Source organism: Enterobacter cloacae complex sp. EB5, assembly GCF_031432835.1.
GTDB lineage: Bacteria > Pseudomonadota > Gammaproteobacteria > Enterobacterales > Enterobacteriaceae > Enterobacter > Enterobacter hormaechei_C.
In genome coordinates, this window is the sequence record NZ_CP133860.1 from 2,075,154 (window position 1) to 2,087,451 (window position 12,298).

General features: G+C 55.1%; 11 protein-coding genes. 8 read left to right on the plus strand and 3 right to left on the minus strand.

All coding sequences use genetic code 11. The features are described from left to right. Window positions 1-11 precede the first annotated feature (11 nt). Window positions 12-3,062 carry a formate dehydrogenase-N subunit alpha gene (fdnG, locus tag RHN82_RS09930; RefSeq protein ID WP_111976126.1) on the minus strand — a complete coding sequence of 1,017 codons (3,051 nt, stop codon included), beginning with the start codon at window positions 3,060-3,062 and terminating at the stop codon, window positions 12-14. 371 nt (window positions 3,063-3,433) lie between these two features. On the opposite strand from fdnG, the gene fdhD reads away from it, so the two are divergent. The 6 genes from fdhD to RHN82_RS09960 all read left to right on the plus strand — a co-directional run bounded on the left by fdhD (window position 3,434) and on the right by RHN82_RS09960 (window position 9,559). Next, window positions 3,434-4,270 (plus strand): formate dehydrogenase accessory sulfurtransferase FdhD, encoded by an 837-nt coding sequence (gene fdhD, locus RHN82_RS09935; protein WP_047051646.1) that lies wholly within the window; start codon window positions 3,434-3,436, stop codon window positions 4,268-4,270. Window positions 4,271-4,384: 114 nt separating this feature from the next. After that, window positions 4,385-4,597 carry a DUF1471 domain-containing protein gene (locus RHN82_RS09940; RefSeq protein WP_003861966.1) on the plus strand — a complete coding sequence of 71 codons (213 nt, stop codon included), beginning with the start codon at window positions 4,385-4,387 and terminating at the stop codon, window positions 4,595-4,597. A gap of 449 nt (window positions 4,598-5,046) precedes the next feature. Beyond that, entirely contained in the window at window positions 5,047-5,754 is a 708-nt protein-coding gene (locus tag RHN82_RS09945; RefSeq protein ID WP_047051647.1) for a DUF1120 domain-containing protein, read from the plus strand. A gap of 77 nt (window positions 5,755-5,831) precedes the next feature. After that, window positions 5,832-6,515 carry a fimbria/pilus chaperone family protein gene (locus RHN82_RS09950; RefSeq protein WP_047051648.1) on the plus strand — a complete coding sequence of 228 codons (684 nt, stop codon included), beginning with the start codon at window positions 5,832-5,834 and terminating at the stop codon, window positions 6,513-6,515. Window positions 6,516-6,545: 30 nt separating this feature from the next. Then, entirely contained in the window at window positions 6,546-8,969 is a 2,424-nt protein-coding gene (locus RHN82_RS09955; RefSeq protein WP_047051649.1) for a fimbrial biogenesis usher protein, read from the plus strand. After that, window positions 8,960-9,559: a hypothetical protein gene (locus RHN82_RS09960; protein WP_047051650.1), complete on the plus strand. Its 600-nt coding sequence runs from the start codon at window positions 8,960-8,962 to the stop codon at window positions 9,557-9,559. Before RHN82_RS09955 ends, RHN82_RS09960 begins: the two co-directional genes overlap by 10 nt. Before the next feature lie 42 nt (window positions 9,560-9,601). Here RHN82_RS09960 and RHN82_RS09965 read toward each other — a convergent pair whose 3' ends face one another. Beyond that, on the minus strand, window positions 9,602-9,925 hold the full coding sequence (locus RHN82_RS09965) for an AzlD domain-containing protein (protein WP_047051651.1): 324 nt from the start codon (window positions 9,923-9,925) through the stop codon (window positions 9,602-9,604). Further along, window positions 9,925-10,584: an AzlC family ABC transporter permease gene (locus tag RHN82_RS09970; protein ID WP_003861971.1), complete on the minus strand. Its 660-nt coding sequence runs from the start codon at window positions 10,582-10,584 to the stop codon at window positions 9,925-9,927. Before RHN82_RS09970 ends, RHN82_RS09965 begins: the two co-directional genes overlap by 1 nt. 103 nt (window positions 10,585-10,687) lie before the next feature. On the opposite strand from RHN82_RS09970, the gene RHN82_RS09975 reads away from it, so the two are divergent. Both RHN82_RS09975 and RHN82_RS09980 read left to right on the plus strand, forming a co-directional pair. Beyond that, window positions 10,688-11,236, plus strand: a complete 549-nt coding sequence (locus RHN82_RS09975; RefSeq protein WP_047051652.1) for a helix-turn-helix domain-containing protein — start codon at window positions 10,688-10,690, stop codon at window positions 11,234-11,236. 17 nt (window positions 11,237-11,253) lie between these two features. Then, complete coding sequence (locus RHN82_RS09980) at window positions 11,254-12,249, plus strand: substrate-binding domain-containing protein (RefSeq protein WP_047051653.1); 996 nt, start codon at window positions 11,254-11,256, stop codon at window positions 12,247-12,249. Window positions 12,250-12,298: the final 49 nt, after the last annotated feature.

Here is a 12,298-nt window from a genome sequence, read left to right on the forward strand (position 1 = left end):
AGTCGTCTCCGTTACACCTTTTCCACGTTCACGAGGAAGGCCTTAAACTCCGGCGTCTGCGTGTTCGCATCACCGACGAACGGCGTCAGGGTGTTCGCAATGAACCCTTTCTTCGCCACGCCCTCATAGCCCCAGTGAATCGGGATGCCGATGGTATCCACCTGCTGACCGTGAACGTTCAGCGTGCGAATACGCTTGGTCACCACCGCCTTGGCTTTGATGTAGCCGCGGTTAGAGGAGACCTTCACGGTATCGCCATGGGCAATGCCGAGTTTGTTCGCCAGCTTCTCACCGATCTCCACAAACTGTTCCGGCTGCGCGATGGCATTTAGCAGCGCGTGCTTGGTCCAGTAGTGGAAGTGCTCGGTCAGACGGTAAGTGGTGCCGACATACGGGAACTTGTCCTTTTTACCCAGCGCTTCAAAGTCGCCCTTGAAGATACGGGCTGCCGGGTTAGAGACCACGTTCGGGTGCAGCGGGTTAGTACCCAGCGGCGTCTCAAACGGCTCGTAGTGTTCCGGGAACGGCCCTTCCGCCATCTTATCGATAGCAAACAGACGGCCCATCCCTTCAGGCTGCATGATAAACGGCCCGACATCGCTGCCTGGTGCGGCAGTGCTGTAATCCGGAATATCCACGCCGCCCCATTTCGCGCCGTCCCACTTCAGCAGCTGACGCTTCGGATCCCACGGGTTGCCCTGCGGATCAGCAGAGGCACGGTTATAGAGGATGCGGCGGTTAAGCGGCCACGCCCATGCCCAGCCCAGCGTATTACCGAGGCCCGACGGGTCGGCGTTATCGCGGTTGGCCATCTGGTTGCCTTTCGGCGTCCAGCTACCGGCAAAGATCCAGCAGCCGCTGGAGGTCGTACCGTCATCGCGCAGGTGCGCAAAGGTGCTGAGTTGATCGCCTTTCTTCGCCAGCACCGCACCGGTCGCCGGGTCGATAACGTCCGCCAGCGCCTTACCGTTGCTCTCCATCGCCACTTCTTCCGGAGATGGATTCTCTGGCGTCGAGTAGTTCCAGGTCATGTTCAGCACCGGCTCAGGCGTTGCGCCGCCTTCAGACGCGTACATTTTACGCAGGCGTAAGAAGATACCGGCCAGGATCTCGCCGTCGTTCAAGGCGATGCCCGGGGCATCCGCGCCTTTCCAGTGCCACTGCAACCAGCGGCCGGAGTTGACGATAGACCCGTTCTCTTCCGCGAAGCAGGTTGACGGCAGACGGAACACTTCGGTCTGAATCTTCGACGGATCGACATCGTTCGACTCACCGTGGTTCTGCCAGAACGTCGACGTTTCGGTATTGAGCGGGTCAATCGTCACCAGGAACTTCAGCTTCGACAGAGACTCGACAACCTTGTTCTTGTTCGGGAACGACGCCACCGGGTTAAAGCCCTGGCAGATATAGCCGTTGACCTGGCCCTGGTGCATCATTTCGAAGTACTGAAGTACGTCGTAACCTTTGTCCCACTTCGGCAGCCAGTCAAAGCCCCAGCTGTTTTCCGCCGTCGCCTTGTCGCCGTAGAAGGCTTTCATCAGCGAGACGAAGAACTTCGGATAGTTGCCCCAGTAGTTCACCTGGCCTTCGAGCAGCGGTTTTGGCGTGCTGGCCGTCAGGTAAGTTTGCAGGTCAGTCTGTTTCTCGCTCGGCAGGTTCATGTAACCTGTCAGGCTCTGAGACAGCAGGCCGAGGTCGGTCAGACCCTGAATGTTGGAGTGACCGCGCAGGGCGTTCACGCCGCCGCCTGCCATCCCCATGTTGCCGAGGAGCAGCTGAACCATCGCCATGGTGCGGATGTTCTGCGCGCCGATGGAGTGCTGCGTCCAGCCGAGCGCATACAGGAACGACGCGGTTTTATCTTTCGCGCTGGTTTCCGCAATCAGCTCGCACACCTTCAGGAAGTCCGCCTTCGGCGTCCCACAGATGTTTTCGACAACCTCCGGCGTATAGCGGGACACGTGCTCTTTCAGCAGGTTCCACACACAGCGCGGGTGTTGCAGGGTGGTGTCGCGCTTCGCAAAGCCGTTTTCGTCCAGCTCGTAGTTCCAGCTGGTTTTGTCGTATTTGCGTTTTTCGGCGTCATAACCGCTGAACAGGCCATCTTCGAAGTGGTAATCCTCACGCACGATCAGGCTGGCGTTGGTATAGGCTTCGGTGTACTCGCGGTTATATTTTTCGTTGGTCATCAGGTACAGCAATACGCCTGACAGGAAAGTGATGTCAGTACCTGAACGAATAGGGGTGTAGAAATCCGCCACTGACGCTGTACGCGTAAAGCGGGGATCGATCACAATCAGCTTCGCGCCGTTGTGGATTTTGGCTTCCATCGCCCAGCGGAACCCGACAGGGTGCGCTTCAGCGGCGTTACCGCCCATCACCACAATGAGGTTGGCGTTTTTGATGTCGACCCAGTGGTTGGTCATCGCACCGCGACCAAATGTTGGAGCAAGACTTGCTACCGTTGGTCCGTGTCAGACACGCGCCTGGTTGTCGACCGCGAGCATACCGAGTGCGCGCGTAAATTTCTGGGTTAAATAGCCGGTTTCGTTACTGGACGCAGAAGCACACAGCATGCCGGTGGAGAGCCAACGGTTAACGGTGGTGCCTTCGGCATTCTTCGCGATAAAGTTGGCATCGCGGTCTTCTTTCATCAGCTTAGCGATGCGATCGAACGCTTCTTCCCAGCTGATTTGCTGCCATTTGTCAGAGCCGGGAGCGCGATACTCAGGAAACTTCAGGCGGCTTTCGGAGTGGATAAAATCTACCAGACCGGCCCCTTTCGGACACAGCGCACCACGGTTGACCGGGTGATCCGGATCGCCTTCGATGTGGAAAATGGATGCTTTGGCGTTTTTCGCACCGTCGCCGAGGCTATACATTAACAGCCCACAGCCGACGGAGCAGTACGTACAGGTGTTACGGGTTTCGCGGGTGCGCAGCAGTTTATACTGCCGTGTTTCCGCCAGCGCTACACCGGGCGCAAAGCCCAGTGCCGCCGCCGTGGTGCCTGCCATACCGCCAGCGCAGATCTTAAAGAACTGCCTTCTGCTGACCTGCATGGGTCACTCCTTGGTTCATTACGACATTGCTATGTAGTTTTACTCTGCGGTTGAGAATTAACCGCAAAGGAGAAAAATTTGCGTTAATCCCTCATTTCTCCGAGGGATAAGCCCAGAATACCACAATGTCGGTACGCCTGTTCCAACGGCGTTAAAACAAAGTGAACGTATTATCACGGCATTGATTATAAAATGTGATATCAATCACATTTTACCCCATGCATGTTAAAGAGGTGTAGCAGGTGATCGGTTGCACCTCTCCGGATTGAGTAGGAGAATGGTTGCTGAAAAGTTGATCCATACTATGCGTAAGGCCTGCCGTTTGTGTTGCAATAGCAGGCTCACTTCCGTGGTTGTTCAGGAATACCGTTGTGTCTAAACAAAACCGTGCTGCCCACGCGTCGCCACTGCCTGCGGGCAGTGTGGAACTGTCGGTGCACAGACCGCCTCACATTTCACATGCCACGCCGGATTTTCTGGCGGAAGAGGTCCCCGTTGCCCTGGTTTACAACGGTATTTCGCATGTGGTGATGATGGCCTCGCCGAAAGATCTGGAGCTGTTCGCCATAGGTTTTTCCCTCTCGGAAGGCATCATTGCGCATCCACAGGAGATCTACGGCATGGATGTGGTTCATGCCTGTAATGGTCTTGAAGTGCAAATCGAACTCTCCAGCCGTCGCTTTATGGGGCTGAAAGAGCGCCGCCGGGCGCTGGCCGGACGTACCGGCTGCGGCGTGTGCGGCGTTGAACAGCTTAATGATATCGGCAAACCCATTATCCCGCTGCCGTTCACCCAGACGTTTAACCTGGCGCATCTTGATCGGGCGCTTGAGCACCTGAACGATGTGCAACCCATCGGTCAGCTCAGCGGCTGTACCCACGCGGCGGCATGGGTATTGCCGTCAGGCAACATTGCCGGCGGTCATGAAGACGTGGGCCGCCACGTCGCGCTGGATAAGCTGTTAGGTCGCCGCGCTCGTGAAAGCAACGTCTGGCAGCAGGGCGCGGCGTTAGTCTCCAGCCGCGCCAGCTATGAGATGGTGCAAAAGTCCGCCATGTGCGGCGTGGAAATTCTGTTTGCGGTGTCAGCGGCAACCACGCTGGCGGTGGAGGTGGCGGAGCGCTGCAACCTGACGCTGGTGGGGTTCTGCAAGCCGGGAAGGGCGACAATTTACACCCATCCGCAGCGATTGATAATTGATCAGTAATTTTGAATGAGTATAGCAAATCCTTCCGCTTTTAGTTGTTCATGATGAGGTCTAATATTTATCTCATCAAGGCACGGCGCCTTATCTAAACAACTTAACGAAAGGGTTTATCTCATGAAAAGCATCAAAACTTTTGTCGCTGTAATTGCTCTGGCTACCTCTTTTGGTTCTTTCGCTGCGCAGACAGTGACCGCATCCGCCTCTACGCTGGATGGTGCAGAAGCTAAAATCGCTGCACAGGCTCAGGAAGCGGGCGCGTCATCCTACAAAATTACCCAGGCATTCACCGGTAACCGCGTACACATGACCGCTGAACTGAACAAATAAGTTGTGTTGCCGCTGTCCCTTGCCCTCCCGGGCAGGGACAGGTTATTTTCCGCTACCTCTCGCCAAAATTCCCCCTTCAACTCTCCTGAATAATCCTGCCTGCTGAAATAATCACTGGCAAATTTCCCTTTTTCTGGTTATTTCATTTGTGGTAGTGCAATTCTATACACAGCCTAAATGCAAGGTCAGACCAGTAAAAATCATACATTTTTAAAACTAATGTGTTGTGCTTTTTTTATTCTAAATTACCGGTTTCATATTTTTTGTGAATATAAATGATCTTGAGTTTTTGGGATTTCCTTAGGCGTTAATCCTAAAACATTTTTGAAGCATTGATCAGGTTTATCTGTGATGCTATTTTCCAGAAATAAGTTATTTTTAATAATAACCACCAGACCAGATATTTATTATCTGGTTATTTTTGTATTCCACTTATATAAGGAAATTAAATGAACGCGATGTTTAAAAAAGGAGTGCTGGCGTCCGTACTGGCAGTGGCGACGTCCTCTGCAATGGCAGCTTCCAGCGTTGATATTCAGGTTACCGGTAAAATTGTTCCGTCATCCTGTACACCGGCATTTATTAGCGGCGGCGGGATTGCCGATTTCGGCACGATAAAAGTCGCTTCCCTGAATTCTACCACGCCAACGCCGCTGGCCGATGTTAAAATTATCCCGATCTCAATTACCTGCGAAGAAGCAACCCGTATTGCCGTAACCTTCAACGATGCACACGCTGACTCTGCGCCAACGGAGACCTACTCTATCAATTATGTAGACCTGGATTTTATTACGTCCCCGGAATATACCGCCGGCCTGGGCATGTATAACGACAAGAAAATTGGCGCGTATTCATTAGGTATTCAGCAGACGAAGGGCGCAGTAACAAACGATGCCGGTGATGATCTATATCCGACCGTTTCGGCAGATAACGGTGGAAGCTGGGGTAGTAAAGCTGGGATTCGTTATTTACAGGTTAAAACCAACAAAAGCGAACTCTATTCTTTTAGTACAGAACTGGGCGGCACGCCTGTCGCACAAACCAAGGTCAACTTTAACGTGGGCGTCGCCGCGATTATTAACCCAACCAACGATTTGCACGTGACGGATGAAGCCACGCTGGACGGCTTAACCAACGTTGAGCTGGTTTATCTGTAATCGCCCTCACGCATCATGAAATACCCGGCACCCCACTTCGATGGGGTGTCATTTAACAATATTAATGGACTAATATTATGCTGCTTTTAAAGAGAACGCTGATCTGCGCCTGCCTGTTAGCCTCATGCAACAGTATGGCTGCCGGAATGGTGCCGGAAACCTCGCTGCTTATTGTCAATGAAGACCAGCAGGGAGCCAGCATGGATGTCAAAAACACCGATGCAGAAGCGCAGCTGCTCTACACCAAAATTGTTGATTTACCGGACGATCCAAAACCGGGACTGATTGCCACGCAGCCGGTTGTGCGCGTCGATGCGGGTAAAACCCAGCGCGTGCGTTTTGTACTGAAAAATAGCGCTGAGCCACTGAAAGTGGAACATTTCAAGCGCGTCATTTTTACCGCCATCCCACAGCGTGAAAAGAACAAAGTTAAAGTGGTGTTTAGCCAGAACCTTCCGGTTATTATTCATCCGACCGGTCTGGCAGTAAATATTGAGCCCTGGAAGGGACTCAGCTGGCAGATTAAAAATGGTAACGTGACGGTTGAGAATAATACGCCTTATGTGGTCCGACTGGAGCAAAAGGTGAAGTTAATGGCGTCAGGGACGGTCGCGAAATTAAATAAGACCTATATTCTTCCCGGCGAGAAAATGACGGCTAACGCGCCAGCTAAAATATCTGCCTCCGAAAAGAAAATCGAAATATACCCGGCAACGCGCTATGGCTATAAGGCTGGCAGTTATATTGCTGATCTGAAGTAATAACATCACTTAACAGCACATGGAGTAGTTATGTTAAACGATTCCTGTAAAAAGGGAATGCTCGTGTTTTGCCTTAGCGCGCTGGCATTTAATATTCGGGCTGAAATTTCCTCTCCTGCGAATGATTCTCTGGAACTGGCACGCGCCGTATTTGATACGGATGCGTTAAAAAACAATGGCCTTGATCCAGCGATTGCGGATTACTATTCGCTGGCTCCCCGTTTTACCCCTGGCTACCATAATGTGACTGTTAATATTAATGGTAAGCAGCGCAATATAATGCCTGTGAAATTTGATGAAGAGGGTACGCCCTGTATTGATAAAGCATTTCTGGAAAACGCGGGCCTGATTAAACAGACGAAAAGAGGCGCCTGTCCGAAGATTTATCAATACTGGTCCGGATCAACGATTCAGACTTCGCCGGATATTGATGAAATATCGGTTGTCGTTCCGCCTGAAGCGCTCGACCCGAATTATGGCCGTCAGTTCGCCGAGGTGCAGGGCGGACGTGCAGCCATGCTGAATTACTCCATGTTCGGCACGCATAACCAATATGATGATGAAAACGCTGACCGTTTCCAGTCGACCTTTGAAATGGGTTTTAACGCCGGAGACTGGATCGTGCGCAGCACGCAGTTGATTAGCGACGGCAGCGATCAGGATTTTGACGTCGAATCCCTTTACACCTATGCTCAGCGTACCTTTACCGATTATGGCGTGATGGTGCAGGGCGGCCAGATCAACGTCGCCAACAGCCGTTTTAGTATCCCGAGTATTTACGGGGTGCAGATGATGCCGGATACCGCGCTCTTGCCTCAGGCGGGGACAGGCGTCGAAGTCAGCGGTATTGCCCGCACTCCGCAGGCGCGCGTTGATATCCGCCAGGGCGGACAGCTCATTTACTCCACGCTGGTCCCCGCCGGGCCGTTCAGCCTGGATGATGTGCCGCTGGCCAACCTCAACACCGACCTGAACGTCACGGTGACCGAGACGGACGGCAGCGAAAACCGGTTTACCGTCTCCGCGAGCACCTTCCGCAGTAACCACGTAGGCCGTGCGCCGGGCTTTACGCTGGCGGTGGGGCGCGTTGAAAACATGGACTCACGCTTTGTAAACCCGTGGGTGGTGTCCGCCAACAACGGCTGGTCCATCAACAAGCGCGTGAATTTCCTGGCCGGTATGGTGATGGCGGATAACCACTATTACGGCTTCTCCGGCAACCTCGATACCGTACCGATGCAGAACCTGTATGCCTCGTTGGGTTTTCTGGCGTCAATAGACAACCAGACGCAAACCGACGGCAACAAAACGACGCTGGATCTGGGTTACGCCCTGCCGTGGGGCATTGGGCTTTCGCTGGGCGGCAGCTACGGCACGCCAGATTATCGTGAGATGCAGGAGCTCTATGGTGATGACGATGATATGTCGCAAACCAAATACGACACCAGCGTCGGTATCAACTGGTCGAGTACCACGCTGGGCCGCTTTTCCCTTAGCTATTATCGCAACGAGAGCTGGAATAGCGACTATGACAGCCGCCGGTTTATCTCGTCGTGGTCACAGTCGTTTAAATACTTCAACGTGAGCGTGAACTGGGAGTCGGATGTCAGCCGGCACGACAGCAGTGACAATGATCAGTTTTACGTGAACGTGTCGATCCCGCTGGGACGCTCAGGCGTGACAACCAGCTCCTGGTATCGCGAAAGCGAAGGTAAGCGCTCCTACGGCACGCGGGCGATGGGCTCGTTCAACGCCGAGAACCAGTACATGGTGGGGGTCGCTCAGGATCATGAAGAGAACACCACCAGCTGGGATAGCTCGCTGAACAGTAATCTGCATTACACCAACCTGGCGCTGGCCGCGGGAGGAGATAACGACAACAACACCAACTTCTCCGCAGCGTTAAGCGGCGGGATTGTCGCCCACAGCGACGGAGTGACCTTCTCGCCTTATCGCGTGACCGATACGTACGCCATTGCCAGACTGGATAAACCGGTGGCTGGCATCGAGATAGGCACCTCGCGCGGCGCGGTATGGACCGACAAATGGGGCCAGGCGATTATTCCTGCGCTGTCGCCGTTCCGTGAAAGCACGATTGAGGTCAACACGGAAAGCCTGCCAGGTAATCTGGACGTAAGAAATGGCAGAACGGCGATCAAAGCGTCTCACGGCGCTGTGGCGAAGTGGGAGTTTGCGACGTTAAGCCAGCGCCGCGTGCTGCTCAGTATCAGCCGTGCGGACGGTACGCCGCTGCCGGAAGGCGTCTCGATTGTGGACGCCTCAGGGGAGTATGTGACGAGCGCGCCTGAAGACGGCGTGATCTTCCTGAACGATATCTCCGCCAGCCAGCAGCTGTATGCGAAGCTGGATGAAGGGCGTTGCAGGCTGACGTACACCCTGCCGGAGGCAGAACCGAATAAATTCTATGAAGAGGTGACAGGGAAATGTCTCTGAATAACGTTCGTCAATACGCGCTGATGCTTATGTTGCTCTGCGGTGCAGCGGGACTTTCGGGTGTGGCGCAGGCCGATGACGGCGCCTGTGAAATAATGTCGGCGGTGAAGAAAGTCGACTACGGGCGCTACCGTAAAGAGGATATGCGGCAAACGTCCGCTGAGCATATTGGCAAAGTGTATAACGGTTATGCTTCTGTGACGCGTGAAGTTCAGGTTTCGGTGCTGTGTCCGGATGTGCGCAAAATGCGCATCTCCGTAGACGGGACTGCCCGACAGAACCTGGCGTATCGCTTTACGGATAACGGCGCGATGAAAATCGAATTTAAAGATGGGCGGGTAGACGGGAACCCTGTACAGCTGGCCGCGGTCGATACTGGCGCGGTAGCCGTTCAGGGAGGCGCTTCTCAGGTGACGCTGAAGCCGGAAAAAGCGCTGGCTGCGGTTAACGGTACGGAAGTGGCGGGCGAGCAGTTTGTCGCCACCATGATGATCACGACCTACCTTTCAGACAAGGCATTTAGCGTTACTAACACAACGGATTTTGAAGAAACGCTGACGCTCAATGTTGATACGCTTCCTGCGCGATAATCTCTGTTATGCCCGGCAGACCTGTTATGTCGGGCATATTTTCTAGTGGATCCCCGCCAGACGCAGCAGCGCCGTCACCACCGCCGCCGCGACGATCACCACAATTAACGGCATTTTGCGCCAGGCCAGAAACACCGCGAACCCCACCCCCAGCACGCGCGCCATCCCGGCAAAATGGTCCCCTTCATAAAACGTGGTCGCCAGCGCGACGGAGAACAGCAAAACGGTAGCCGCGTCTGAAAGCAGCGCCTGCGACCGTTCTGAAAGCGCCAGTCGGTTGCCAAGCTTCGCTCCGCCAAGACGCATCAGATAGGTTCCGGCAGAAAGAATGGCGATGCCGAGAATAAAGACCGTCATGTTTTCCATTATTTTTTCCTCGCGGCAAGGCCGAGCAAAGAGAGCAGCACCGGCAGACCCACCGGCGCAAACGGTACGGCGGCCAGCGACAACACTGCGCCGCTACAGGCGCGGATCAGCGTGGTACGGTTTTTAAATGCCGGCACCACTAACGCCAGCAGGATCGCCGGGAACACCGCGTCCAGCCCGATGGTTTCCGGGTCCGGCAGCAGCTTGCCGACCATCGCGCCCAGCACCGCCCCCAGCGGCCAGATGATTGCCACGCCCAGGCCGCACAGCCAGTAGGCCGCTTTACGCTGCTCGGCGGTTTTTTGCGACAGGCCGAACACCACGCTTTCATCGTTCATGATATGACAGCCCAGAAAGCTCAGGCCGCGCTTGCCCACCAGGTCACGCACCGTTACGCCGAACGGCACATGGCGCGCGTTAACCAGTAAACCGGCTGCGGCCGCTGCCAGCGGATTGCCGCCGCTCGCGACGATGCCGATAAACATAAACTCGGATGCGCCTGCCAGCACCGTGAGGGAGAGGACAAACGGCACCCACAGCGGGAAACCGTAGGCCATCGCCAGTGAGCCATAAGACATGCCGACCACGCCCACCGCGAGGCAGACCAGGACGATCGCTTTTATCGTGTCGCCTTTCAGGCAAGAGAGGTGATTCTTCATACCATTTTAGCCATATCGAACGTATTTCCATTATAATGAACGCATCAGAAACGTTTTACAAGACGAACGATTCGTTCGTTATAGAGAGACAGAGGCCGTTATTATGACGCAGCCAATCAGCGTGATCGCCAAAAGCCTGGTACGAGAACGCCTGCGAACCGGGCTCTCACTGGCGGAAATTGCCCGCCGTGCCGGGATCGCCAAATCCACGCTTTCACAACTGGAATCTGGCAACGGCAATCCTAGCCTGGAAACGCTGTGGTCGCTTTGCGTGGCACTGGATATTCCGTTTGCCCGGTTACTGGAGCCGCAACAACCCGTCACGCAGGTGATCCGCCGCGGCGAGGGCACAAAAGTGGTTGCCGGGCAGGCGAACTACGAGGCGATTTTGCTCGCGGCGTGTCCGCCGGGGGCGCGTCGGGATATCTATCTGCTGCTGACTCAGCCGGGGGCAGACCGTATTTCCCAGCCCCATCCGCCTGGGTCGGTTGAGCATATTATCGTGACCCAGGGGCGGGCGCTGGTCGGCCTGATCGACGCGGCGGAAGAGCTCGGCCCGGGAGATTACATTTGCTACCCCGCTGACCAGCCGCATATCTTTAAGGCGCTGGAGCCGGATACGCACGCGCTGCTGGTGGCGGAACAAAACTAACGAAGATACGGAAAATCATGTCGCTTAAAGCCATTGCCAAAGAACTGGGGCTGTCTGTTACCACCGTCAGCCGCGCCCTCAACGGGTATGACGACGTTTCTGCTGAGACGCGGGCCCGCGTGGAAGCGGAGGCCCAGCGCCGTGGCTACCGACCAAACACCTTTGCCCGCCGCCTGAAGATGGGAAAAATCGACGCCGTCGGGCTGGTGTTTCCGGTGCATCCTGTTCCGCTCAATAACAGCGTTTTTATGGACATGGTCGGCGAAATTAGCCACGAACTGGCGCGACATGAGATTGACCTGCTGCTCATCGCTGACGACGATCTGGCGGACAAACACAGCTATATGCGCATGGTGCAGAGCCGACGCGTGGATGCGCTGATTGTGGCGCATACGCTGGATCACGATCCGCGTCTTGAGCAGCTTCAGGCCGCCGGGTTCCCGTTCCTGGCGCTCGGACGCAGCCAGCTCCCGCAGCCGTACGCGTGGTTCGATTTCGACAACTATGCCGGTACGTATCAGGCCACCCGCTGGCTGATCGAGAAAGGCCATCAGCGCATTGCGCTGCTGGGCGAAAGCAACAACCAGGCATTCATCACCCAGCGCCGCCAGGGCTATCTGGACGCGCTGCGGGAAGCCGGACTTTCCAGCGAATGGCTGCGCGCCATGCCCCCTTCGCGCCGCGTGGGGTATGCCACCACACAAGAACTTCTCTCCCTGCCGCAGCCACCCACGGCCATCATTACCGACTGCAACACCCACGGCGACGGCGCAGCGATGGCCCTGGCGCAGATGGGGCGCTTAACCGGTGAAAATGCCGTCTCTCTAGTGGTCTATGACGGTTTACCGCAGGACAGCATTGTCGATATCGACGTCGCGGCGGTGATCCAGTCTACCCGTCAGGGCGTCGGGAAACAGATTGCCGATATGGTGCGCCAGCTGATTAACGGCGACGACATCGACAACCTTCAGGTGCTCTGGCAGCCGGAATTTTCCCCAGGCCAGACAGCCTGATTACACCAAAAATTCAAAACCCGATCACAGATCCGAAACGTTTTGGTTT

Excerpts from the sequence above, each read along its gene's own strand:
- RHN82_RS09950 (WP_047051648.1), top strand. The coding sequence starts at position 5,832 with ATGCTGCTTTTAAAGAGAACGCTGATCTGCGCCTGCCTGTTAGCCTCA.
- RHN82_RS09955 (WP_047051649.1), top strand. The coding sequence starts at position 6,546 with ATGTTAAACGATTCCTGTAAAAAGGGAATGCTCGTGTTTTGCCTTAGC.
- RHN82_RS09970 (WP_003861971.1), bottom strand. The coding sequence starts at position 10,584 with ATGAAGAATCACCTCTCTTGCCTGAAAGGCGACACGATAAAAGCGATC.
- RHN82_RS09945 (WP_047051647.1), top strand. The coding sequence starts at position 5,047 with ATGAACGCGATGTTTAAAAAAGGAGTGCTGGCGTCCGTACTGGCAGTG.
- RHN82_RS09960 (WP_047051650.1), top strand. The coding sequence starts at position 8,960 with ATGTCTCTGAATAACGTTCGTCAATACGCGCTGATGCTTATGTTGCTC.
- RHN82_RS09980 (WP_047051653.1), top strand. The coding sequence starts at position 11,254 with ATGTCGCTTAAAGCCATTGCCAAAGAACTGGGGCTGTCTGTTACCACC.
- RHN82_RS09975 (WP_047051652.1), top strand. The coding sequence starts at position 10,688 with ATGACGCAGCCAATCAGCGTGATCGCCAAAAGCCTGGTACGAGAACGC.
- RHN82_RS09940 (WP_003861966.1), top strand. The coding sequence starts at position 4,385 with ATGAAAAGCATCAAAACTTTTGTCGCTGTAATTGCTCTGGCTACCTCT.
- RHN82_RS09965 (WP_047051651.1), bottom strand. The coding sequence starts at position 9,925 with ATGGAAAACATGACGGTCTTTATTCTCGGCATCGCCATTCTTTCTGCC.